17 protein-coding genes are annotated in these 23,962 nt (G+C 43.7%); 11 read left to right on the forward strand and 6 right to left on the reverse strand.

Going from position 1 to position 23,962, the window contains the following annotated elements; translation table 11 throughout:
* Window positions 1-111: 111 nt before the first annotated feature.
* From ACFGVR_RS09285 to odhB, 4 genes are all read left to right on the forward strand, one after another.
* Entirely contained in the window at window positions 112-1,347 is a 1,236-nt protein-coding gene (locus ACFGVR_RS09285) for a hypothetical protein (RefSeq protein ID WP_448702533.1), read from the forward strand.
* A gap of 155 nt (window positions 1,348-1,502) precedes the next feature.
* Window positions 1,503-3,917, forward strand: a complete 2,415-nt coding sequence (locus tag ACFGVR_RS09290; protein WP_448702534.1) for a glycoside hydrolase family 2 TIM barrel-domain containing protein — start codon at window positions 1,503-1,505, stop codon at window positions 3,915-3,917.
* Between the two features lie 227 nt (window positions 3,918-4,144).
* The gene (locus tag ACFGVR_RS09295) at window positions 4,145-6,958 is read left to right on the forward strand and encodes a 2-oxoglutarate dehydrogenase E1 component (RefSeq protein WP_448702535.1); all 2,814 of its coding nucleotides are present in this window, start codon (window positions 4,145-4,147) and stop codon (window positions 6,956-6,958) included.
* Window positions 6,959-6,979: 21 nt separating this feature from the next.
* A complete protein-coding gene (gene odhB / locus ACFGVR_RS09300; RefSeq protein WP_448702536.1) occupies window positions 6,980-8,545 on the forward strand; it encodes a 2-oxoglutarate dehydrogenase complex dihydrolipoyllysine-residue succinyltransferase in 1,566 nt (521 codons plus the stop codon).
* Between the two features lie 119 nt (window positions 8,546-8,664).
* Here the strand turns inward: odhB and ACFGVR_RS09305 are convergent, their stop codons facing one another.
* The 3 genes from ACFGVR_RS09305 to ACFGVR_RS09315 form a co-directional block, all read right to left on the reverse strand.
* Window positions 8,665-11,136: a PIG-L family deacetylase gene (locus ACFGVR_RS09305; RefSeq protein WP_448702537.1), complete on the reverse strand. Its 2,472-nt coding sequence runs from the start codon at window positions 11,134-11,136 to the stop codon at window positions 8,665-8,667.
* A 63-nt stretch (window positions 11,137-11,199) separates the two neighbouring features.
* Complete coding sequence (locus tag ACFGVR_RS09310) at window positions 11,200-11,922, reverse strand: hypothetical protein (protein ID WP_448702538.1); 723 nt, start codon at window positions 11,920-11,922, stop codon at window positions 11,200-11,202.
* Between the two features lie 19 nt (window positions 11,923-11,941).
* Window positions 11,942-12,763 carry a hypothetical protein gene (locus ACFGVR_RS09315; RefSeq protein WP_448702539.1) on the reverse strand — a complete coding sequence of 274 codons (822 nt, stop codon included), beginning with the start codon at window positions 12,761-12,763 and terminating at the stop codon, window positions 11,942-11,944.
* 509 nt (window positions 12,764-13,272) lie between these two features.
* Here ACFGVR_RS09315 and ACFGVR_RS09320 point away from each other — a divergent pair.
* The 4 genes from ACFGVR_RS09320 to ACFGVR_RS09335 are packed head-to-tail and all read left to right on the forward strand — an operon-like array spanning window position 13,273 to window position 17,932.
* A complete protein-coding gene (locus ACFGVR_RS09320; RefSeq protein ID WP_448702540.1) occupies window positions 13,273-13,905 on the forward strand; it encodes a TetR/AcrR family transcriptional regulator in 633 nt (210 codons plus the stop codon).
* Window positions 13,902-15,260 (forward strand): TolC family protein, encoded by a 1,359-nt coding sequence (locus tag ACFGVR_RS09325; RefSeq protein ID WP_448702541.1) that lies wholly within the window; start codon window positions 13,902-13,904, stop codon window positions 15,258-15,260. The genes ACFGVR_RS09320 and ACFGVR_RS09325 overlap by 4 nt, the downstream gene beginning before the upstream one ends.
* A gap of 17 nt (window positions 15,261-15,277) precedes the next feature.
* Window positions 15,278-16,378: an HlyD family secretion protein gene (locus ACFGVR_RS09330; protein ID WP_448702542.1), complete on the forward strand. Its 1,101-nt coding sequence runs from the start codon at window positions 15,278-15,280 to the stop codon at window positions 16,376-16,378.
* A 6-nt stretch (window positions 16,379-16,384) separates the two neighbouring features.
* On the forward strand, window positions 16,385-17,932 hold the full coding sequence (locus ACFGVR_RS09335; RefSeq protein ID WP_448702543.1) for a DHA2 family efflux MFS transporter permease subunit: 1,548 nt from the start codon (window positions 16,385-16,387) through the stop codon (window positions 17,930-17,932).
* Window positions 17,933-18,171: 239 nt separating this feature from the next.
* Here ACFGVR_RS09335 and ACFGVR_RS09340 read toward each other — a convergent pair whose 3' ends face one another.
* The gene (locus tag ACFGVR_RS09340) at window positions 18,172-19,914 is read right to left on the reverse strand and encodes a TonB family protein (protein ID WP_448702544.1); all 1,743 of its coding nucleotides are present in this window, start codon (window positions 19,912-19,914) and stop codon (window positions 18,172-18,174) included.
* Window positions 19,915-19,919: 5 nt separating this feature from the next.
* Window positions 19,920-20,294 (reverse strand): BlaI/MecI/CopY family transcriptional regulator, encoded by a 375-nt coding sequence (locus ACFGVR_RS09345; RefSeq protein WP_448703036.1) that lies wholly within the window; start codon window positions 20,292-20,294, stop codon window positions 19,920-19,922.
* Window positions 20,295-20,450: 156 nt separating this feature from the next.
* Here ACFGVR_RS09345 and ACFGVR_RS09350 point away from each other — a divergent pair, with 156 nt between their 5' ends.
* From ACFGVR_RS09350 to ACFGVR_RS09360, 3 genes are read left to right on the forward strand one after another with little or no spacing between them, the layout of a single operon-like run.
* Window positions 20,451-20,771, forward strand: coding sequence for an ArsR/SmtB family transcription factor (locus ACFGVR_RS09350; RefSeq protein WP_448702545.1), 321 nt, complete (start codon window positions 20,451-20,453; stop codon window positions 20,769-20,771).
* Between the two features lie 48 nt (window positions 20,772-20,819).
* Window positions 20,820-21,302 carry an SRPBCC family protein gene (locus ACFGVR_RS09355; RefSeq protein ID WP_448702546.1) on the forward strand — a complete coding sequence of 161 codons (483 nt, stop codon included), beginning with the start codon at window positions 20,820-20,822 and terminating at the stop codon, window positions 21,300-21,302.
* Between the two features lie 6 nt (window positions 21,303-21,308).
* A complete protein-coding gene (locus ACFGVR_RS09360) occupies window positions 21,309-22,193 on the forward strand; it encodes an alpha/beta fold hydrolase (RefSeq protein WP_448702547.1) in 885 nt (294 codons plus the stop codon).
* A gap of 72 nt (window positions 22,194-22,265) precedes the next feature.
* Here ACFGVR_RS09360 and ACFGVR_RS09365 read toward each other — a convergent pair whose 3' ends face one another.
* A complete protein-coding gene (locus ACFGVR_RS09365) occupies window positions 22,266-23,837 on the reverse strand; it encodes a M28 family metallopeptidase (protein WP_448702548.1) in 1,572 nt (523 codons plus the stop codon).
* Between the last annotated feature and the right edge of the window lie 125 nt (window positions 23,838-23,962).

Genomic DNA, 23,962 nt, shown 5'->3' on the forward strand with positions numbered 1-23,962 from the left:
TAAATCGCCTGTTAAGGCGTCCACGCCTGAACATAACAAAATGTTAGCGTCCATGATAACTATGATGTTAACACACATTAAGCATTTCCAAATTTAATTACTTTTGTTTTGATGGGCAGGAAGGTTAACCTGAATGATGTAATCAAATGCTGCGAAATTCGTTTCGGTCGGGGAGAATCTGTCCGTTGGACACATAGCGACTTTGTAGACCTTAATCAGGATATTCTGCGTGACACCAAAATAAACATCAGCATCAATACCTTGAAACGCATCTTTGGTAAACTTGCTGTAGATGAAAACTATATCCCGCAGCAAGCCACTTTTGAGGCGCTGCAAAAGTATGGCGGATATGCTGACCCAGAAACCAGACCGAAAACGATAGAAGAGCAAGCGATAAAAACAAGCAATACACAACGTACGCAACGGAACATAATGCTGTATATCATAACCTCGGTAGCAGTTGTTATACTTGGGTCGATCACCTGGAGGATTTTTAATACTCCTGCTTTGCTTTCTGCACGCATCACATTAAAAAAAATAGAAGGGGTTTTACCGTCGACAGCTATTTTTGATCTTCAGGTACCAGACATTCATGATAGCATATTTGTAGATTTTGGTGACAAATCGCCATTGATTTATATCAAAGCAAGCCAAAAACAGATAGCACATCAATACTTATATTCGGGTGTGTTCAAAGTAAGTATACGCACACCAAGATCAGTTATCGCTGTAACGACGACGAGTATAAATTCTGACAAATGGATAGCGTTGAGCTACAATGATCAGCTGCGTAATCACTATTATGAGATCCCGGCTGTAAAAGCTTCTGCCGATAGTCTTTTTAATCTGACGAACAGTCAATTGCATCGAATGGGGTTAGATACTACCCAGCGTATTTTTACACGTTTATATAACTATACGCCGGTAAACTATTTTGCAGATGATTTTACTTTCGAAACAACCTTTAAAAACCCGCCCCGCAAAAACGCCATCTCTTGTAATAGTACGCAGTTTCAGATATCGGGCATCAATAGCATGATCCGGTTTAAGTTGTCGAGTCCGGGGTGTAGTGCCCGGGTTATCAATTTTTTAAGTGAGCAAAGGTTCGATGGCGATAAAAGCGATCTCTCGCAGTTTGTTCTCACTCAAGAAAATTGGAGTACGGTTAAAATAACTAACCGGAAGAGGCATGTCACCTTATTTGTCAATGGTAAACTACTTTTCACCGGGAGCTATCAAAAGTCATTAGGCGAACTTAAAGGATTGTTTATTGAATTTGAAGGAAATGGCTTTGTGAAAAATTGCGATCTCAAAGCTCCCGATAGCCGAATTCTCTATCACTTTTAGGCGCACCGTCTAATTTCAATGCATTGATTATCAAAAAAATACCTTATCCAAATTTTGGATGAGCTTTGGGTAAGCTAATTAACCATATAAAAACAATCATCTTCCTACTTTCGGTATATCATTCTCTGATGATGAATGATCCATTAACCAATTGTATGAAAAAATATATTCTATCAACCACTATCGCCCTCTGTTACATAACATTGCTTTTTGCTCAGAATCCTGATGAGCATGTTCGGATAAACCAGCTCTTTAATTTCGGCTGGAAGTTTAAAGCGGGCGAGGTCGCCGATGCTCAGGAACTGGCTTTTGATGATAGTGGTTGGCGCAAGTTAAATTTGCCGCACGATTTTCAGTTTGAACAACCCTGGGATAAAACAGCAAGTAAAAACCGGGGATTTAAAACGACGGGGATAGGCTGGTATCGCAAAAGCTTTAAGGCAGATCCAGACTGGAAAGGAAGAGAGGTGTTGCTTGATTTTGAAGGTATTATGCTGTCGGGCGAAGTATGGGTAAATGGGAAAAAGATTGGCGGAACGGATTATGGCTATCTTGGTTTTGAAGCCGATATCGCAGATATCATTAAATACGATTCGGATAATGTGGTTGCTGTCCGTGCTTCTACGGGCGACGCGGCTAACTCGCGTTGGTACACTGGCGGTGGCCTTTTTCGTGATGTGCATTTGGTTGTAAAAAACAAGATATCTATTGCGCGCCACGGTATTTTTATCACCACGTCAAATATTTCCGATCACAACGCCGAAGTAAAGGTACAAGTTGAAGTAGCCGGCATTAAAAATCAGAAACATGAATTGGAGATCAATACAAAAATATTTTCCCCGCAAGGGAATCAAGTAGCCGAAACTAAAACGCTGGCTCCGCAGAACTCACACCTTGCCACAGTAGAAGTCCTGTTGCCAATGGTTAATATAGCTGACCCACGGCTTTGGTCCTGTGAGACGCCAAACCTGTACACGGCACAAGTTACATTGGTATTAAACGGTAAAGTCATTGATAACCTCGCACAAAAGTTTGGTATTCGTACCATCGAATTCTCCAAAGACTTCGGGTTGAAATTAAATGGCAAAAAGGTATTTATTAAAGGTGCGGCCGATCATCACGACCTTGGTGCAGTAGGTGCTGCTGCTTATGAAACTTCGATCGCGCGAATGATGGACAAACTTAAAAGTTTTGGTTTTAATGCGATCCGTACTTCGCACAACCCATATTCAGAAGCTTTTTTGCGGCTCGCCGACGGAAAAGGTATTTTGATTGTAGATGAATTGTACGATAAGTGGGGCAGCACAGTGGCTTGGGCAGGTAACGCGCCATGGCAGGATCTATGGTTCAATAATTTAAAGGAATGGATAAAACGCGACCGGAACCATCCTGCTGTTATCATGTGGAGTTTTGGGAACGAATTACAGTTTCAGGAAGAACGGTGGGGTTTCCCAACAGGCGATTGGGGAGTAACCACTTATCGCATTTTAGATGTAGTGGCAAAGCGGTACGATCCTACCCGTAAAACAACAGTTGCGATGTATCCGGCCCGTGCGGGAGGCATTATTAAAGCAGACCCGGAGTTTAGGATTAAAGACAAGATAATTCCGGCTGAATTAGCAACAGTAACTGACATTGCCAGTTTCAACTATTGCTGGGATGATTATCAGGAATATTTGAAACATGCACCCAATATGATTATTTTTCAAAGTGAAGCTGCAACTTCGGAGTTGGCTGCTCCTTACTTTGGAATGGATAGAGACAAAATGGTTGGGCTGGCATACTGGGGGGCCATCGAATACTGGGGAGAATCAGACGCCTGGCCGAAGAAAGGGTGGAATTATTCATTTTTCAATCAGTCACTGGAACCCAATCCGCAAGCTTACTTAATTAAAAGTATTTTCAAAGACGAACCCTTGGTTCATATCGGCGTAGTGGATAATGAAGGCGAGTCGCAGGTCTGGAATGATGTGCTGGTGGGAAAAAAGAATATTTCGGCACATTGGAACAGGCAGGAAGGTAAAACGTATAATATTTATACTTACACAAATGCCGACGAAGTAGAATTACTGGTTAATAGTAAATCTATCGGCGTGCAGCAAAATACTTCAGAAGTAAAAAGGCGCAATGTCATCTATTGGAAAGACGTTCCGTTCAGTCCCGGTAAAATTACAGCCGTCGCCCGAAAGGCTGGCAAAGTTGTAGCGCAGGACGAACTGGAAACAACCGGCGAAGCAGTTGCCTTGAAATTGGAGGCTGAAAATGCTAATTGGAAAGCCGACGGTATGGATCTTCAATATATAAAGGTGTATGCTATTGATAGTAATGGACGCAAAGTAGTAACTACGCCCGGCGAGGTTACTTTTGAGGTGACCGGTGCGGCGCAGTTAATCGCCGTGGATAACGGCGACCATTCAAGCGACGACCTATTTACTGGGAATAAAAAGAAATTTCACAATGGGTTTGTAATGGCCATCTTACGCTCAGAACAAACAGCCGGAACTGTTAAAGTTAAAGTTTTAGCAACTGGATTAAAAGGAACCGAGAAAACCTTAATTGTAAATAGATAAGGTAAGTTATGCCTGCAATCGATGGGAGTGAAAAAGATTATAAAATAAAGCAATATATACCAACCGGTACAATAATTATACTTTACTTTATCACAGCAAATTAAAATCTGTTAATTTCAGCTGCCTAAAACCTAAAAACGGCTCTTTTTAAAAAGTTATTTGTTATTAATTAGGTTTTGTATGGCTTTAATGTTTTAATTTTGCATTGTTTTACTGATTTATTTCACATGGATCGTCTAAATTATGTTAACAGCGCCAACGCTGCCTATATTGATACCCTTTACCAAGCTTATCAACAAGACCCCGAATCGATCGAGTTCGGCTGGCAAAAATTCTTCGAAGGCTTTGATTTTGGCAGAGGCTCAGAATCAGCCGAAGTAGGTGGCGCCACCGCCGCTCCCGAAAGCAACGAGCACTTCTTAAAAGAGATCAACGTACTCAACATGATCAACGGGTTTCGCTCGCGCGGGCACCTGTTCACCAAAACAAACCCGGTGCGCGAGCCTCAAAAGTACTTCCCCGGTAAGGAGCTCGAAACTTTTGGCTTAAGCGATGCCGATCTGGACACCGTGTTTAATGCAGGTGTTGAAGTTGGCCTGGGCGCCGCTAAATTGCGCGACATACACGACCTTTTGGAACAAACCTATTGCCAGTCGATAGGTGCCGAATATAAATATATCCGCAACCCCATAAAAACCAAGTGGTTTGAGGATAGGATGGAAAAAGAACGCAACACGCCGAATTTTTCGATCGATGAGAAAAAGCGCATCCTCAATAAATTAAACGAAGCTGTATTGTTCGAAAACTTTTTGGGCACCAAATTTTTGGGTCAAAAACGTTTCTCGCTCGAAGGTGCCGAAGCTTTAATTCCGGCCTTAGATTCCGTTATCGAAAAAGGCGCCGATCTGGGCCTGGAAGAGTTTGTGATCGGTATGGCTCACCGCGGCCGCTTGAACGTGCTGGCCAATATCATGAAAAAAAGCTACAAAGAAATTTTTAGCGAGTTTCAGGGTAAAACTTACGAGGATGACTCTGCTTTTAGTGGCGACGTTAAATACCACCTGGGCTACTCAAACGATATCACCACCAATAACGGTAAAAAAATACACTTAAGTCTTTGCCCTAACCCGTCGCACCTCGAAGCTGTCGACCCGGTTGTTGAAGGTTTGACCCGTGCCAAGATCGACTTTAAATACGATCACGATTTTAGCAAGATAGCGCCGATATTGATTCATGGTGATGCATCTGTGGCTGGCCAGGGTATTGTTTACGAAGTTTTACAGATGATGAAACTGGATGGCTACCGCACCGGCGGCACCATTCACCTGGTGATCAATAACCAGATCGGTTTTACCACCAACTATAAAGATGCCCGTTCGAGCACTTATTGTACCGATATAGCTAAAACGGTGCTTTCGCCTGTTTTCCACGTAAATGGCGATGACGCCGAGGCTTTAGCTTACGTGATCAATATGGCGATGGAATACCGCCAAACCTTCCACGAGGATGTGTTTATTGATATCCTATGCTACCGTCGCTATGGGCACAACGAGTCGGACGAGCCAAAGTTCACCCAGCCATTACTGTACAAGGCGATCGAATCGCACCCTAACCCGCTGTACATCTACAATCAAAAATTGTTGAACGAAGGTGCTATAAGTGCTACCCTGGCAGCCGAGATGGAAAAAGCTTTCCGCGGCAAACTGCAGGTAATGCTCGACGAATCGAAAGCTGAAGAAAAATTTACGCAAAGCAAGCCAATGTTTGCCGGTGCCTGGAAAGGCCTGCATATTGCTGCCGAAAAAGAGATAACTGCTCAGCCTGATACTGCTATCACCGAAAAAGAATTTTTGGAAATAGGCAATAAGATAACCGAGTTGCCAAAGAATAAAGAGTTCTTTAAAAAGATCGAAAAGCTGTTTGAGGAGCGCCGCAAAATGGTAACCGAAACCCGCACTTTTGATTGGGCCATGGGCGAGCTGATCGCTTACGGTTCGTTATTACGCGAAGGTTCACGTGTACGCTTAAGCGGCGAGGACGTAAAACGCGGTACTTTCTCACACCGTCATGCAGTATTAACCCTTGCCGATAGCGAAGTAGAATACACCCCGTTAAACACTTTAGATAAAGCCGCTAAGTTCGATATCTACAATTCGCACTTATCCGAGTATGGTGTTTTAGGTTTTGAGTATGGTTATGCTTTAGCCGATCCATCAACCTTAACCATCTGGGAAGCGCAATTTGGCGACTTTTTTAACGGTGCACAGATCATCGTGGACCAGTACGTAGCCAGCGCCGAAACCAAGTGGCAGCGTGGTAACGGTTTGGTAATGTTGTTGCCACACGGTTACGAAGGCCAGGGCCCTGAACATTCATCGGCACGTATTGAGCGTTTTATGGAGCTTTGCGCCGATAACAACATCCAGGTAGCTAATTGTACTACCCCGGCAAACTTCTTCCACATCCTGCGCCGCCAGCTGCACCGCGAGTACCGCAAGCCCCTGGTGATATTTACACCCAAAAGCTTGCTGCGTAGCCCGGCCTGCGTATCAACTATTGATGAGTTTACCAAAGGCAGGTTCCGCGAGTTGATTGACGATACTTACGTTACCGAAAAGAGCGTAAAACGCGTACTGTTCTGCTCAGGTAAAATATATTACGATCTGTTAGAGAAACAACAGGCCGATAAATGCAAGGATGTGGCTATCGTTCGTGTTGAGCAATTGTATCCAACCCCAATGCAGCAAATGCTGAAGCTTCAGGCTAAATATGCCAACGCTACCGAGTTTATATGGGTGCAGGAAGAGCCTGAAAACATGGGGGCATGGCCGTACATGTTGCGTAAGTTCCGCAAAACCGATTTGGGGCTTGATGTTATTTCGCGCAAAGAAGCCAGCAGTACCGCTACCGGTTATGCTAAGCAACATACCTCGCAGCAGCTATATATTGTAGGCAAAGCTTTTGAAGCCCCGGTTGCCGAAGCTGCAAAAAAAGCAGTTAAAAAGACGGTCGAAAAAATGGCCGAAACAAACGCAGATTAATTTGTTATACCATATCATATTATGAGTTTAGAAATAAAAGTTCCGCCGGTGGGCGAATCAATTACAGAGGTAACCTTGTCACGCTGGATAAAAAAAGACGGCGACACTGTTGCGATGGACGAGGTTATTGCCGAATTAGAATCAGATAAAGCTACCTTTGAGCTTACTGCCGAGCAAGCCGGAACTTTAAGAACTATTGCCAAAGAAGGCGACACCATCCCGGTTGGCGCACCTGTTTGTACTATTGAAGATGGCGGTGCTGCTCCTGCAAAAGCCGAAGCGCCTGCTGCCGAGCCGGCTAAACCAGCTGCTGTTGCCGATAAAGCGCCTGCCGCTGCTCCGGTAGCTGCCCCTGCAGGTAAAACTATCGAGGTTAAAGTTCCACCGGTAGGCGAGTCGATCACCGAGGTAACTTTATCACGCTGGCTGAAAAAAGACGGTGACGCAGTTGCCATGGATGAAGCCATTGCCGAACTTGAATCGGACAAAGCTACTTTTGAGCTTACCGCCGAACAAGCCGGTACCTTAAAAACCATTGCAAAAGAAGGTGACGTATTAGCCATTGGTGCTGTTGTTTGCAGCATCAGTGCTGGTGCAAGCGCTCTGGCTGCTGCTCCTGTAGCACAACCTGTTGCTGCCGCTGCTACTGCAACTTCTGCACCTGCTCAAACAGCATCAAACTACGCATCGGGTACACCATCGCCTGCTGCAGGTAAAATATTAGCCGAAAAAGGTGTTGATCCTGCCTCGGTAAGTGGTAGTGGCGTAAACGGCCGCATCACTAAAGAAGATGCGCTGAACGCACAAAAGTCCGCTCCTGCTGTTCAACCGGCAAAACCTGCTGCACCGGCACCGGGAGTATCAGACGGAGGCGGCTCAGGTTCACCTCGTGGCGAAAAGCGCGAAAAAATGTCGCCATTGCGTAAAACAGTGGCCAAGCGTTTGGTAGCTGTTAAAAATGAAACCGCGATGTTAACCACCTTTAACGAGGTGGATATGTCGCCAATTATGGAGATCCGGAGCAAATACAAAGATAAATTTAAAGAAAAACATGGCGTTGGCTTAGGCTTTATGTCATTCTTTACCAAAGCGGTTTGCGAAGCCCTGAAAGATTGGCCTGCAGTAAACGCCCGTATTGAAGGTGAAGAGATCGTCTATAGCAATTTTGCTGATATCTCTATCGCTGTATCTGCTCCAAAAGGCCTGGTAGTTCCGGTTATCCGCAATGCTGAGTCAATGAGCCTTGCTGAAATTGAAAAAGAGGTTGTGGTTTTGGCAGGTAAGGCCCGCGAAAACAAACTAAGCCTTGCCGAAATGACCGGCGGTACATTTACCATTACCAATGGCGGTGTTTTTGGTTCGATGATGTCGACCCCGATCATCAACTCGCCGCAATCGGCTATTTTAGGTATGCACAACATTGTTGAGCGCCCGGTAGCTGTAAACGGACAGGTAGTTATCCGCCCGATGATGTACCTGGCCCTGTCGTACGATCACCGCATCATCGATGGCCGCGAATCGGTAAGTTTCCTGGTGCGTGTAAAACAATTACTGGAAGATCCTGCGAGGTTGTTATTAGGCGTGTAGTTCTAAACATATTAAAAAAGAAAACCCGGTTTATCCGGGTTTTCTTTTTTAATAGAGAATTGTCATTTCGAGCGAGCGCAGCGACGAGAAATCTTTACCATCAGGCAAATCCCCTACGCTCAATTCACCGGAGCCGCAGGCTTACTCAGCATATTAATAAATAATTTATAAGCCCCCGGTACCCCGGCAGGCAACTGCCTGAAAAACGATAACGACGTATAAATAAACCGGCCTTTACCAAAATCGGTAATGATCAGCGAGCCGCTGTTTGATGCTTCACCGGCATCGTTCATTTTTAATGGGGCCTGGTAGCGGCTATCGGCACCAGTAGTAAAGTATAGTCCTCGCTCCTGCACCCAGCCATCAAAATCCGATGGTACAATTTTATTCGGATAGTTCAGCACCGGGTTATTCGGGTCCGTAACGGTTACTTTGGCATTTTCATCGGTAACGCGCTGGTTAACTACTTTAAAAGGATAAGGTCCAATATCATTCACCACAATACCCTGGTTGTTGTTGTATTGTATCAGCAGGTTGCCGCCATTTTTTACGTATTCCATCAGCTTGGGCTGTTCAACAACCAAACGGCTGTTTACATTATAAGCGCGTACCCCGGTAACAATAGCATCGTATTGGCTTAGGTCGCCGTTCATAATTTCCTTTTCGTCCAGTTCGTGCACTTCGTAACCTGCCTGGCGCAAGGCATCAGGTACCAAATCGCCTGCGCCATTAATATAACCTATTTTTTTACCGGCTAATTTTAAGTTGAGATTGAGCAATTGTGCCTGCGCGGGCGGGAACAAAGTGATCACCGGCACATGCTCATAATTGATCACCTTGATGCCGTAGTTATAAACCGTCTTGTTCATTCCGGAGGTTACCTCGGCATCAACCGTTCCGTTCTCGGTTTGGTTGCCGGTAGGGGTAATGGTGAAATGTTCGATCCATTCTTCGCCTTTGTTTTTGTTTTTAAAGTCGATGTTTTCCGGTTCTGATTTCCAGCCTTTAGGCAATTTTAAATGGATGCTGCCGAAAGGTTCCTTGCGGAAACTCTTTAATCTTACTACCAGGCTTTGTGGCACGCCGGTGCTAAACACATACACCGGACTGGCAATATTTGCCGTTACCGGAGGCGTAATAGCCACAGGCTGGTAAACCTCGCCACGCACCGGGTCCACATATTTATATACCAGCCTGCGCTCAAAACGGATAGGTTTGCCTTCGATTATAAACTCAAAACCCACAGTCGGCAGATCAGGATTTTCGGGGTTGCCCACTAATTGCTGGTTGGGGATATTATAACTGCCGATGCTGTGCGGTGTTTCCAGCCAGTAGGGCTGGGTTAATTTATCTGCAAACACTTTGCTATTTACCGTTTGCAACTGGTTGTTCTGTATCGCCGAAGGCATTGCATGGCTAACACCATTGGTGGTAATGGCGGCCAGTTTCACTTTGTCATTATAACGGTCGATGATCTGTGCCCTTACCGGGATGCTGTCGCCAATGGCATAGGTAGGCTCGGCGGCATAAGCTTCGAACCACAAACCTGAACAGGCAGCTATCAGGTTTTTCAGTTCATTAGTTTTTTGATCTCGCCAGTAAGTATCAGGTACTTTTTCAACGCGACTAAACAATTGTACCAAAGCAGGTACCGAACCTGCCGGGTTATTTTCATCAAACGCCTTGCCAATGGTGGTTACCGTTTGCTCAATAGCTTCGCCATCTTTTATGCGTTTCCAGGTAGTGTTTACATCGTCAAACAGATCCATACGCGGCGCGGTACCCAGTATGGTTTTAAAGTATTCGTATGATTGCCCTCGTTGCTTAGCCGAACCGAAGCCCTGGCTCTTATGGTTCGAGCGGCTATCGGCAGCAATCTCACCATAACCTTTGCCTAATAAAGCATTGTAAACGCCTACATCTATCTTGAACTGGTTCTCGGCCGTGGTGTTGGCCCCGCCAAAATTAAAGGTGTTCCATAACAGGCGTTTGGCCTGCCATGGCTGTACATATTGTAATTGTTGCGGGAAGCGTTTCGGGTCGGCGGCAGCAGTAAAAGCCTCCTGCGCCAATATGGCCGACGACGTATGGTGCCCATGCCCGCCTTCGCCCGTGGTAGGGAAACGGCAGATGATCACATCGGGTTTAAACTTGCGGATGGTCCAAACCACATCGCTTAATACTTTTTCCCTGTCCCATATTTTCAATGTTTCATCCGGTCCTTTCGAAAAACCAAAGTCGTTAGCCCGGCTGAAAAACTGTTCGGCTCCGTCAACCCGGCGGGCAGCTAATAATTCTTGTGTGCGTACAAGTCCCAACAATTCACTTTGATCGTTGCCGATCAGATTCTGGCCGCCATCGCCCCGCGTTAAAGCCAGGTAACCCGTACGGTAATGCTTTTCCTGCGCCAGGTAAGCCAATAACCGGGTATTCTCATCATCCGGATGCGCGGCTACGTAAAGCACGCTTCCCAACACGTTTAATTTTTTCAGTGCTTGTTTAATATCTGTTAGCGATGCCGGTGGAGTGGTTTGAGCAAACGCGCATCGTACTAAAAGCAATAAGATAATGGCCAGGTTACGAAATTTCATAAGGATGGTTTAAAACTGAAAGATAGGAAAAGCTACGGTAAGGTTTATGAAGGCAATGTAATTTTAATAATCACGACCGTCTCCTTTTCTTTTTTCCCGCGCTATGATCTGGTTTTGTATGTCGGTTAAAACTTTGTCCAAACCATCAATAGTGTTATTAAATGTAAAAACGTAGATCTTGTCATGTACAACAAGTGCCAATGCATTTTCAACAGATGTAGCACTTTTATGAAAGTGTATCGCAATGAGATCGCCCTTATTGATATACCTTTCGAGCATTTCGGCATATTTGTTATTAAAGTTTCCCATTCCGTTAGCCAATTTCCAAACCTTGTTATTTAATTTGACGGTAAAACAGCCATGAAATTTATCTGATCTTAAAACACAGATGTCAATTTTCAACGTATCAAGATGTAATAAGTAAACAGGATCAGAACTACCGTTATATCTTTTTATTTCCGCACTATCCACATCGTACGTTAATAAAGGTTTAAATCGAAAAACGTTCGTGTCACGCTCCAGCAAACTGCGTCTGCTCGATGTATCGCTATAAACTTGCCATTTTGTAGACGTAAAAAGCTCTGTTTTTAATAATTTGATCTGGTCATTTATAGTGGTAGTGATACGATAGACCGTAAGAGTTGCTTGCATTGGGTTTTTTGCCGTATCAGCTTTGCCTTGTTTGGCGGCCGTGGTTTTTTGAGCAACAGAAACCATAGCAAACCCCAATGTGAAAACTATGGTGAGGAATAGTGTGGTTGATCTTATTTTTATGGTTCTTTTCATTTGTAATTTATTAAACGGCTTATTTTTTTAATGTCCAATACCTATCCCCGAAAGTCAAACTACTAAAATCAACAGTTAAATTTAACCATGAGTTGCCTACAACCTGATCAGGATCAAATACATCAAAGGTGACGGTTCCCGATGAGGTTCTTTCCACTCCTAAGATCAGGTAATCATGATCGGGGATATGGATCAATAACGACCTGCCATCATTGGGCGAAAAGTAATTAATTATATCACACAACGTAAGCGGTGTTGTTTTTTTTATCGCAGTAACATGATAATGTTGAAATAGGGCAGGGATATCATCAGGGTCTGTTCCAATATCCGGTACAGCCGTACAATTCGTTCCGTTCGTTGATCGGTAATAATACTTCGCAATATCACATGGATCTAAGCCAGTTATAACTGCCAGTTCAATTGGTATACACCAGCCCGCATGTTTACCAATGTTGGGGTCCCCCGGATAAGGAATTGAGCCCGTTGAAGGTACTGCTTTATCATAATTGAAGATGATAGAGCGACAAGCAGAACACTTATCTATTTTTATCCAGCCGGAACTGCTATAGTAAAACCAATCTGCACCATCAGTGCACCAATACTTGCCCTCAGTAGAGCAAGACATACCACCACAATCACAATTCACACCATCACTATGCCTGGAGTTATCGCTGGCGTAATAAGTGATGTTATGTGACGAAACCTTGGTATGATTGATTATCCAGGAATTAAATTCAGAACAGCCCGGGCATGTGGGTGACGGATCACCGTGCAGTGAGCCTTTTTGTATACAAGGCAGGAGATTCAAAAAAACGATCGATATCAATATGATGTTTTTCATCTTCTTATTGGCTAAATACGATCGCCGACCTTAATTGACCATATGCAATATACACATTTTATGATATCGCACAAGTGTATATTTCCGTCGTATTGGCCTGGACATGATGTTGGTGATAACGACACATTGTTTGGAGATTGAGCTTCCCCCTCAAGCAGGCAAAACCGCGTGCGGGATAGAAGCGGATACCGGCCAGGTTGATAAGGCCTGTGCAGGAGCGTATGAGCCCGACCGAGAGGCACGCACTTTTATAGGCCTGAGTTCTAAGTCTTCAGTCCAGGTTAAAAAAACTCAGAACTTCAGACTCCGGACTCAAGACTACATATTTCGACATATCCTATTGAACTTTAGCACAATTATTAAAAACATAACAAAGCAACCAAATGTTTAACAATCTGGTAACACCCTAATGCTATCTTTAAATATTCTCCACATGTGTTTACAGAAAGATGACACAGATATTTTAAATTAATCAATCGTTTGATTAATTTTGTACCCGAATTAGAAAAATGGAAAAAGAGAAGACAGATAAAAAGGATCATATCCTTGATGTGGCAGAAAGAATTTTTTCTGAATTAGGATATGATGGCGCCTCTACCCGGACGATTTCTGGCGAAGCAGGCGTAAACATGGCTATGCTTAACTACTACTTCGGTTCGAAAGAAGGTTTATACCTGGCAGTTTTTGAGCGTAAAATATCGGCATTCAGAACCTTGCTGCAAAACATCGGTAACGACGACAGCATCTCGGCCTGGAATAAAATGGAGCGCTGTATCGATAATTATGTCGACCGTATTGTTAACAACAGTTGCTTTCAAAAACTGATCAACAGAGAGTTGTTTAACAAGCGATCGGAAATAACCGATAAAATGACCAGCATACTAATGACCAATGTTTACGAGATCAAAAAGATACTCCAGGACGGCATAAACAGCGGGCAGTTTGATGGCGATATGGATCAGGACCTTGTTGTGCTCACCATCTTCGGCACCAAAAACTATGTGGTTAATTCGCCGCACATCGCATCGCGCGTATTGGATATCGACGTGATAGATGATACCTATCTGGATACTAATTTAAAACCCAGGATGAAGGTATACATGAAAAAGCTTTTAAAATCTTACTTAGTAAAACAACAATGACACCAAACAATCAAACTATTACATTTTTAAAAACAGTGACGCAAGCTGCACAAAGGTACAGCATTGCCTTGTTGCTTTTGTGTTTGTTCGGCATACAGGCACAAGCTCAGGAGCGCACCATTACCATTAACGAAGCGATAAAGTTAGGCCTTGATAACAGCAAAACACTTAAAATGTCGCAGGCTAAAATAGATCAGGCTGTATCAAAATACAACCAGGCTAAAGATAATGCGCTGCCAACAGCTTCGGCAAGCTTAGCTTATAACCATGCCGAAATACCTGCCAATACGCTCGATCTGGGTGGCACAGCACTACACCTGCCAAGCAGGGCCGATGCCTACATAGGCCTGGCTGGTATACAGGAAACCGTATTTGCTGGTTACCGTCTTAAATATGCGCAACTATCAACCGACCTGCTTACCCAGGTTGCCCGGTTAGATGCCGAAAAAGATAAGGACCAGATTGCCTTTGATGTGATAAACGCCTATTATAACTTATATAAAGTGCTGCAAAGCCAAAAAGTTGTGGTGCAAAATATCACGTCTATCGATCAGCAATTAAAACAGTCGCAACGCTTTTTTGAGCAAGGGCTGGTTACTAAAAATGATGTACTGCGTTTTCAATTACAAAAATCAAATATCGAATTGAACGGTATCGATCTGGAAAGCAACCGTAAGATCATCAATTATAATCTGGATATTTTATTGGGTTTACCCGAAACTACCGAACTGAAAATTGCAGAGATCGCCGATGTTAAGTATAACCTTGGTCCGCTATCAAGTTATATTGATACTGCGTTGGCCAGCCGCCAGGAAATAAAGCAGCTTGACCTGCAAAACAAGGTTGCCGAAACCAACATCAAGTCGGTATCATCGCTGGTATTGCCAAATTTGGCTGTGGGTGCAAATGCGTATTATATAGGTGTGTCGGCAAACCCGGTTCCGCAAAGCGGAAGCTACATCACACCACTAACACTTGGTGCAACCGTATCATGGAACTTTGGAAATCTGTGGACCAATAAAAACAAGGTTGCCGAAGCTAAAATACAACAGCAGGAAACAGTGATCAATAAGAGTATCACTGTTGATAACCTGAAAAACGAAGTAAACCGTAATTACCAGGCTTATTTAACTGCGCAGGATAGGATCACCCTCTTGCAAACTGCGATACAACAGGCAGGCGAGAACAACAAGATCCTGGAATCTAAATATCAAAGCAACATTGCATCGGCTATTGATAGGGTTGACGCGCAAACCTTATTGTACCAATCGCAGATCAGGCTCGAGCTGGCTAAAGCCGAAGCAGGCCTGGCTTATTATACTTTATTAAAATCAACCGGAAAACTGAACAAATAAAATCAAACAATAATACAATGGCAAAGACATCAGAACACGAAACAGCAACCAAAAAACCAAGCAAGGTAATGCCTATTATTTTAGGTTTATTACTTGTAGCGGGCATAGTTTTTGGCGTAAAGGAATACATATACTACAGCAAGCACGAGGATACCGATGATGCCCAGATAGATGGCAACATCAGCCCGGTTGTTGCCCGCGTTGGCGGATACGTTGACAGCCTTTTATTTGAAGATAATCAACATGTAACAGCAGGCCAGTTATTGGTTAAGCTTGACGACCGCGATTACAAAGTTAAACTGGAGCAGGCTTATGCTTCGCAAAAAGGCGCCAGTGCTAATGTGGGCGTATCCGAATCGCAAATATCATCAACAACAGCTAATGTGGCTACAGCTTCGGCAAACGTGGCTACAGTAGGCGCAAACGTTGAGACCGCCAGGGTTAAATTATTACAGGCCCAACGCGATTACGAACGTTATGCCAACCTGGTGAAAGACGGAAGCGTAACACAACAACAATTTGAACAGGCGCAAGTTACCCGCGATGCTGCCAAAGCAAGTTTACAAGCTACACAAGAGCAATACAAAGGAGCACAATTTCAGTTAAAAGCGGCGCAAGACCAGGTTAACGGTACCCGCAGCCAGTTAAACGTAGCCAATACCGGCGTTAGCCAAAAGCAAGCCGATATCGATTTCGCGAAACTGCAATTAGGTTATACCAACATTACTGCCCCTGCTACCGGTACGGTTTCGAAAAAGAACATACAAAAAGGTCAGCTGGTGCAAGCCGGTCAAACCCTGTTCTCGGTAGTTGAAGATGGCAGCTTGTTTATCACAGCTAACTTTAAAGAAACCCAGATGGGTAACTTACGTCCGGGCGAAAAAGTAGACGTTGAAATTGACGCTCTGCCTGATCAGAAGATAGAAGGTGAAGTTTATAATTTTTCGCCCGCTACAGGTGCAAAATTCTCGCTGTTACCTCCGGATAACGCTACCGGTAACTACGTAAAAGTAGTACAGCGTATCCCTGTAAAGATCAAGATCAAAGCATCGCCGGAAGTAATGAGCAAATTACGTCCCGGAATGAGCGTAAAAGTATCTGTAATTTATAAAGACTAATTAATAATGGCTGAAACAGGTTTTAAGAAATGGATCATCACCATTACAGTTATCATAGCTGCCTTACTGGAGCTTATTGATACTACGATAGTGAACGTATCCCTCCCTCAGATTCAAGGGAACCTGGGGGCCACGCTGGAGGATGTTGCCTGGGTTGTTACCGGGTATGCTGTGGCCAACGTAATTGTATTGCCAATGTCGGGCTGGCTTGGTAGTGTGTTTGGGCGTAAAAATTACTTTTTAACATCCATAATCATTTTCACTATAGTCTCCTTTTTATGCGGTAATGCAAGCAGTTTAAATGAACTGGTTATATTTCGCATCATCCAGGGTTTTGCCGGCGGTGGCTTAATATCAACCGGGCAGGCCATTTTGATCGAGACCTGGCCGCGCGAAGAAGTGGGTACGGCTACCGCGTTATTTGGTTTAGGTGCCGTATTTGGCCCTACAGTTGGGCCAACTATAGGCGGTTTTATAACCGATCATTTTGCATGGCCATGGATATTTTATGTAAACATCCCGGTAGGGGCGATAGCGGCTTTTTTAACCGTAACTTTTGTAAAAGAGACGCCCAAGGACGCGAAAGGTAAACCCGTGGACTGGTGGGGTATTTTACTGCTGGCCATTACAGTGGGCAGCTTGCAAACGATATTGGAAAAAGGAACGAGCGAAGACTGGTTTGCAAAAACCTATATACTGGTGCTCACTATAACGGCTATATTGGGCTTTGTGCTCTTTTTATGGCGCGAATCGACTTTCGAATTCCCGGTGGTGAACTTCAAGATCATGCGGCACCGAAGTTTTGCCGTGGGCATGTTCACCTCATTCGTATTGGGCTTCGGTTTGTATGGTTCGGTATTCGTGTTTCCTATATTTTGTCAAAACCTGCTTGGGTTTTCGGCACAGCAAACAGGCGTTATCCTCTTCCCCGGTGGTTTATGTACCATTATCATGATGCCGTTCATCGGTAAGATGTTAAAGGGGGGCGTACCGGCACAGTTTATGGCCACCGGCGGTATGATATTGTTCTTTGTGTTTACCACGATGCTGAGTAACTCAACACTGGCCTCGGGCACAGGCGACTTTTTCTGGCCGCTGGTAATACGCGGTGTGGGTATGGCTTTGTTATTTGTGCCGTTAACCACGCTGGCCATCCAGGATTTGAAGGGCCCGGAATTAGGGCAGGGTACTGGTTTGAATAATATGATGCGCCAGTTAGGCGGGTCGTTCGGTATCGCGGCTTTAACCACGCTGATCCATATCCGCCAGGGTTACCACCGTAGTATATTGATAGAAAATATCAATCCTTATAACAATGCCTTCATTCAGCAAAAAAATGGGCTTATAGCCAACTTTATGGCTAAAGGCAGCAGTTTGATAGACGCCACCACAATGGCCATGAAAGCTATGGAAGGTAAAGTGATCCGCCAAACGCTGTTATTGACCTATAATGATGCGTATTGGATAGCGGGTTTGATCATGCTGTTTAGCATACCACTTATCTATTTACAGCCGTTTAAAAAGTCCGTAGCCTTACCGGCAGACGCTCACTAAAAATAAAAGCCGCTCATTGGTTACGTGAGCGGCTTTCCCCAAAAAAATTAACAATTAAAATCCTATTAAATCTCGCCACACCGAGTCGTTTTTGACTTTTGTCGAAAACTATTTTTCTGTGTTTTAAGAGTTTAATCTTATTCTATAAAATTAGCGTTTATTGCTTTAAAATTCAAAATTTAATTTTGAAAATATTTATTGCTTAAAAGTCGCCTTTTGATAGTATTAAGCAATAAATTTTACTGACGCTCAGCCTTTTCGCCTTTCAATGTTATAAAGATGACTGCCTTTTTTAACTTATCGTTATTGGCCTGGTCTTTGGAGTTGCCTGTTATCCGTATGTTTTCTATCTTATCGGGTTTAATTGTCATGGCTTGTTCGGGCGTTAGCTCTTTACCATTTACATAAAAGGTAGCATCGTTAGCATCACTGGTACGCTTATATAAAAGAATCTTTGCTGCAGTTGGTTTAGGTTGGCCTATACCATCAGTATCCATCGTAATAGTACTACTGCTAATTCGGCCGCCACCACCCATGGCATGTCCCATATTAACCCTGGTCAGCATGGTTACCACGCGGCGTAAGGTATCGGTTTTAAAGGTCATGTTATTATCGTTACCCAGCGTAAAGTTAACAGGTATGGTATATTGTACCTTTGCCAGGTTACCGTTCTGAATGCCGGGTATCCATCGCGGCGACATGGCTAAAACACGTAAGGCTTCTTCACCCAGGCCTGCTCCCGGGTCACGCAGCACCTTCATGTCATCCAGGCTGCCATCTTTTTGTACCACAAACTGAACGTATACCTTGCCTTGTACATTACTCTCTCTGGCCAATTTTGGGTACCTTAGGTTTGCCTGCAAAAATTTACCGAAAGCAGTTTCGCCACCCGGAAACTCGGGTTGTACTTCAACTGCCGAAAAAACGATATTCTCGTTGTCCTGCTTATCCGTTTTATCCGCAACTGTTTGCTCTTGTGGTGCCGGTGCTTCATTAATATCTATAACCGGGTTATCTTCCTGTTGTACTATTTTCGGTGCCGGCTGGGTATCTTGATCAGTGATCAATACTTGTTTAATGGTTTGCTTATCGGGCATGGTGTTCATTAAAAACAGCTGCTCCGTTTTTTTATTGATCAGGCGTACCATGCGGCTGTTTTTTACCGTTGCCGATGACAGGATGAGCATAGCCGCAAAAAGCGGTGCCGATAAACCGTATTTTAATAATTTTCTGCGTTTCGACTTATCCTTATTCAGCATAATAATGCGGCGCTTAAGCAGGCTTTTATTAAAGAAATTATTAGTTAGCTGGTGCGGGTTTGCCCCGAAGGTTTGGCTTAGCAACAGGTATGCATATTCGGTTTTCGAGGTGCCACGCTCAATGGCCTTTTTATCGGCAATAAACTCGTGTACATGTTTAATGGTTTTGCGGTAAAAATAAACAATAGGGTTAAACCAGTTGATGATCATTACCGCCTCAATAAACAATACATCGGCCGAGTGCCACTGGCTAACGTGTACCTGCTCGTGCTCAATAATAGTTTGCTGGCCGGGCAGGGTAGCGTCAATCTTAACCTTATTGAAAAACGAAAAAGCTGCCGATGCTTCCAAATTAATGATCAGTTTTTTAACCGATAATAATTGCATGAAAAATCGTCCCAGCAAAAAAATGGCGCCGCCTATATAAATTACTGCCAATATCTGCCCTATGGTAAAAGTAAGGCCTTCGGCAGGCTTGGGCTGGTAAACAAATTCGGGGTGATAAATGGTGGAGTATATGGTTTGTTGTACGCGCTGTGTTATAAACAGTTGTTTTATCCATTCGGATTGTACTACCGGGATAACAAACGATAACAATGCCCCGGCAACCAGGTACGCCCGGTTTAGCTGGAAAAATGTTTCGTTACGCAGCAATACGATATAAAACCCGTAAAATAACAGCAGGTACAAATTTACCAGTAATAAATAATGCCACCACGTCATAGTAATTACTTACTTGTTTTCAATTTTTCAATTAATTTCATGATCTCATCGGCCTCTTTCAAATCAATTTTTTCCTTTTTCACAAAGTACGAAAACATGTGTTGTACCGAATTGTCAAAATAGCCATTCAGCAATTTTTCGGTAGCAAAGTTTTGGTATTGTTCTTTGCTGATGATAGGGTAGTACTCATGGCTTTTGCCATAAGCTTTATGGTCAATAAAACCTTTAGTCTCCAATATCCTGATGATAGTGGATACGGTATTGTAGGCTGGTTTGGGCTCGGGCAATTCATCAATCACATCCTTCACAAACCCTTTTTTTAATTGCCAAAGTACTTGCATCAGTTGCTCTTCGGCGCGGGTTAATTCTTTTATCTGCATCATAAATATAAAGCTACGAACTAATTAATTAGTTTGCGAAATTTTTTATTGAAAGTGACTGATTTTAACACTTTTTAACTAATAGCTCTCTTTTTTAAAAAAAAGACTTGCACAACCAAATGGTTGTATTTATATTGGCAACCATTTGGTTGTATTATGATAGAAAGAAGGGATGTTTTTCAGGCTATAGCCGACCCAACAAGAAGAATGATTATACAGAAGCTGTTGCGTGGGCCGCTAAACCTTGCCGGAATTATAGAGGATTTTGGTGTAAGCAGGCAGGCAATAGCCAAGCATATTAAAGTACTTAATGAATGTGGTGTCATTTCTGTAACGCAAAAAGGGCGCGAACAAATTTGCGAAGCCCGGCCAGCTCAGTTGGATGAGGTTAGTAAATGGGTGACCGAGTCATATAAGCTGTGGAACCAGCGTTTTGAAAAATTGGATAAGTTTCTTGAGGATACTTCGTCGGATTAACATTCAACCCCTTTAAAAACAAACAAATCAATATAAAAGAATAACAAAATGGAAAGACGTATCAATAACCAGGAAGTTTTCATCGAACAAACCTTTAATGCAAGTGTTGAAAGAGTTTTTAACGCCTGGGCAGACCCTGAAAAATTAATGAAATGGTTTGCACCTGATGGCTGTACCATCGTTTTCAAAAAAATTGAAATTGAAACAGGCGGGCAATTCCACTCGTGTATTTCTAATCCTCAATTTGGAGATTGCTGGTGTATTGGCGAATACAAGGAAATTATTCCTAACAAAAAGATTGTGTTTACCATGATCAACGCAGATGAGGATGGTAACCCGATAAACCCCGCAGATATTGGAATGGACCCTGACTGGCCGGGCAGCACCCTTGTTACCGTTACTTTTGCAGAAGATAACGGGAAAACCAAATTGCAGCTACGGCAAACAGTTTCGCAGGAACTGGCTCAAAAAACAGGTGCGTACCCAAGCTGGTTGCAAATGTTAAACAAAATGCAAGCGTTACTTAATTAAGATCAAATGAAAAAGATAGCAGTATATACTGTTTTAATGTTTCTGGCATTGTCATCATTTAAAAGTGATGAGCAGCAAATTAAAGCAGCCGTAAATGATGCCTTGATTCGTCAGAAAGGCTATTCAGAAGTCAACGGGATTAAAATGTATTATGAAATTTATGGACAGGGTAAACCGCTTGTTTTGATTCACGGTGGCGGCTCTACTATTCAAACAACATTTGGAAGGGTTATCCCGATGCTTGCCAAAAAATATAAGGTTATCGCTATGGATCTGCAGGCGCATGGGCGTACCGGTGACAGGGACGCCCCGGAATCGTTTGCGCAGGATGCGGATGACGTTGTTGCGCTTCTGAAAAATCTCCATATCCCTAAAGCAAACTTTTTTGGTTTTAGTAACGGTGGAACAACCACGATCCAGATCGCTGTTCACCATCCCGAAATGATTGATAAAATTATTTTAGGTTCGGCGCTTTGCAAGCGTAATGGCGTGCCTGCACAGTTTTGGGATTTTATGAAACAGGCACAGTTAGCCAATATGCCTAAAGAGTTAAAAGACGAATATTTAAAAGTTTCAGGCAATCCAAAAGGATTACAGATAATGCATGATAAGGATGCAGCACGAATGGTGAATTTTAAAGATATTCCTGATGAACAGATCAGATCCATCAAAGCATCAACTTTAATTATCATTGGCGATAAAGACGTCATCACACCAGAGCATGCGATTGAAATGCATCAACAGATCGCCGGCTCAGAACTGGCTATAATTCCAGGTGTACATGGCGAGTATATCGGAGAAATAACAACATTGAAATCCGGATCTAAACAGGCAGATTTTGTTATCCCGATGATTGAAGGCTTTCTTGATAAAGCAGAAATAAAGCGATAAGAGATGGTTTTTCAGGCATAAAAAAGGCACTAAGTTTTACTTAGTGCCTTTAACGTTTTATAGAATTCTATTTTAAAAACCTTGTGGTGCACCCGCCTTAGGCAATTCCTTGCGTGGTATCAGGTCAGTACGCTCGGATGTGTTGTAAACAAATGATGCAACAATGGTTGCGGCTTGTTTCAGGTCCTCTTCGCTTATCTTATCGTAAGTATCCTGGTTGCTGTGGTGCGTGCGCGAGTTGTAATCCATACCATCCTGTATAAACTGGAAACCCGGAATGCCCACGGCATCGAACGGAACATGGTCTGTACTACCAGTGTTGCGAATGGTTACCGTGCTTGCGCCCAGATCCTTAAACGGTTCCAGCCACGATTGGAATATCGGCCCGGCTGCTGCATTGCCCTGTAAGTACACACCACGTATTTTACCCGTACCGTTATCTAAATTATAATAGGCCGAAACCAGGGCATGCTCAGGTTTAAGCAGCATATCTTTAGGGTCGGCAAAGTGATTGATCACGTAATTGCGCGAGCCGTATTCACCCTGTTCTTCGCCGCTCCATAAGGCTATCCTGATGGTGCGTTTTGGTTTAACGCCAATGGTTTTCAATATGCGCATGGCTTCTATCATTACCGCCGCTCCGGCTGCGTTATCGGTACCGCCGGTAGCACCGTGCCACGAGTCGAGATGACCGCCCAGCATCACCAGTTGCGCTTTCAGTTTAGGATCGGTACCCGGTATTTCGCCAACAACATCGTAACCGTCTAAATCTTTGGTAAAAAATTCGGTTTGAATGTCGGCTTCCATACTTACTTTAATATCGGCTTTAACCAGCCGTAAAATACGCTGATAATCTTCGCTGCTGGTTTCCAGTTCTGGGCAAACAGCTTTAGCGGTATCGCGATATGATGCGCCGTTGGTAGTAAACACGGTCCCATCGGTGCCGCGGGCCTGGCTCAACACCAGGGCAACGCCTTCATCAACCTCAAATTTTGCCATGGCCGTGCGCAGCGCAAGCAAACTTGCAATATTTCGGCGCGGAAAACCACCCGGCCCACCACCACGGCGAGGCCGTGTTTCGCCCGGTTTGGCATTGGCCATTTCGGTTAAAGTACTATCGGCATAGCGCGATGCATCAGGACGGGTGAAGTTAATTTCGGCAGGCGGACGTGCATCAACAATAATGATCTTACCTTTTAGCTTGCCTTTATACTTTTCAAAATCGGCGGTGGTATCAATTTTAACCAGCATTACATCGCCTTTTAGTAAGCCGTTGGTACCGGGCGTCCATGCTTTGGGGATAGCGATTATGGCATGATAGTAAGGAACTGTTATAGCCGCGTAGTTTTTTTGAACTTCCCAGCCTTTGCCAAACTTACCCCAGTCCTCACGTTTGGCATTAACCATGCCCCAGCTTTTCAGTTTTTCAACCACCCAGTCCTGGGCGCGTTTTAATCCCGGCGAACCGGATAACCTTGGGCCCGTTACATCGGTAATATGGAAAGCGATATCCATTACCTGCGAATGGTTTAAACCTTCTTCGCGTATTTTTTTAACCATTGCCGGGTCGGGCGTATCCTGGGCAAATAACGAACCGGCAATGCCGGCACTTAACAAAAAGCTAAAAAGTAGTTTTTTCTTCATGATGAATTGATAAAGTCAGTTATAGCAAAGCTATCCAATTGCTCACTAAAAAAATAAAACCATAACTAACAAATTTGTTACAAATTAATATATTGGTAAACTTGAAATTAGGAAAATTAAATACG

It is taken from the genome of Mucilaginibacter aureus, assembly GCF_053514885.1.

Excerpts from the sequence above, each read along its gene's own strand:
- ACFGVR_RS09285 (WP_448702533.1), top strand. The coding sequence starts at position 112 with ATGGGCAGGAAGGTTAACCTGAATGATGTAATCAAATGCTGCGAAATT.
- ACFGVR_RS09290 (WP_448702534.1), top strand. The coding sequence starts at position 1,503 with ATGAAAAAATATATTCTATCAACCACTATCGCCCTCTGTTACATAACA.
- ACFGVR_RS09330 (WP_448702542.1), top strand. The coding sequence starts at position 15,278 with ATGGCAAAGACATCAGAACACGAAACAGCAACCAAAAAACCAAGCAAG.
- ACFGVR_RS09310 (WP_448702538.1), bottom strand. The coding sequence starts at position 11,922 with ATGAAAAGAACCATAAAAATAAGATCAACCACACTATTCCTCACCATA.
- ACFGVR_RS09360 (WP_448702547.1), top strand. The coding sequence starts at position 21,309 with ATGAAAAAGATAGCAGTATATACTGTTTTAATGTTTCTGGCATTGTCA.
- ACFGVR_RS09325 (WP_448702541.1), top strand. The coding sequence starts at position 13,902 with ATGACACCAAACAATCAAACTATTACATTTTTAAAAACAGTGACGCAA.
- ACFGVR_RS09295 (WP_448702535.1), top strand. The coding sequence starts at position 4,145 with ATGGATCGTCTAAATTATGTTAACAGCGCCAACGCTGCCTATATTGAT.
- ACFGVR_RS09340 (WP_448702544.1), bottom strand. The coding sequence starts at position 19,914 with ATGACGTGGTGGCATTATTTATTACTGGTAAATTTGTACCTGCTGTTA.
- ACFGVR_RS09315 (WP_448702539.1), bottom strand. The coding sequence starts at position 12,763 with ATGAAAAACATCATATTGATATCGATCGTTTTTTTGAATCTCCTGCCT.
- ACFGVR_RS09305 (WP_448702537.1), bottom strand. The coding sequence starts at position 11,136 with ATGAAATTTCGTAACCTGGCCATTATCTTATTGCTTTTAGTACGATGC.
- ACFGVR_RS09350 (WP_448702545.1), top strand. The coding sequence starts at position 20,451 with ATGATAGAAAGAAGGGATGTTTTTCAGGCTATAGCCGACCCAACAAGA.
- ACFGVR_RS09355 (WP_448702546.1), top strand. The coding sequence starts at position 20,820 with ATGGAAAGACGTATCAATAACCAGGAAGTTTTCATCGAACAAACCTTT.
- odhB (WP_448702536.1), top strand. The coding sequence starts at position 6,980 with ATGAGTTTAGAAATAAAAGTTCCGCCGGTGGGCGAATCAATTACAGAG.
- ACFGVR_RS09335 (WP_448702543.1), top strand. The coding sequence starts at position 16,385 with ATGGCTGAAACAGGTTTTAAGAAATGGATCATCACCATTACAGTTATC.
- ACFGVR_RS09345 (WP_448703036.1), bottom strand. The coding sequence starts at position 20,294 with ATGCAGATAAAAGAATTAACCCGCGCCGAAGAGCAACTGATGCAAGTA.
- ACFGVR_RS09320 (WP_448702540.1), top strand. The coding sequence starts at position 13,273 with ATGGAAAAAGAGAAGACAGATAAAAAGGATCATATCCTTGATGTGGCA.
- ACFGVR_RS09365 (WP_448702548.1), bottom strand. The coding sequence starts at position 23,837 with ATGAAGAAAAAACTACTTTTTAGCTTTTTGTTAAGTGCCGGCATTGCC.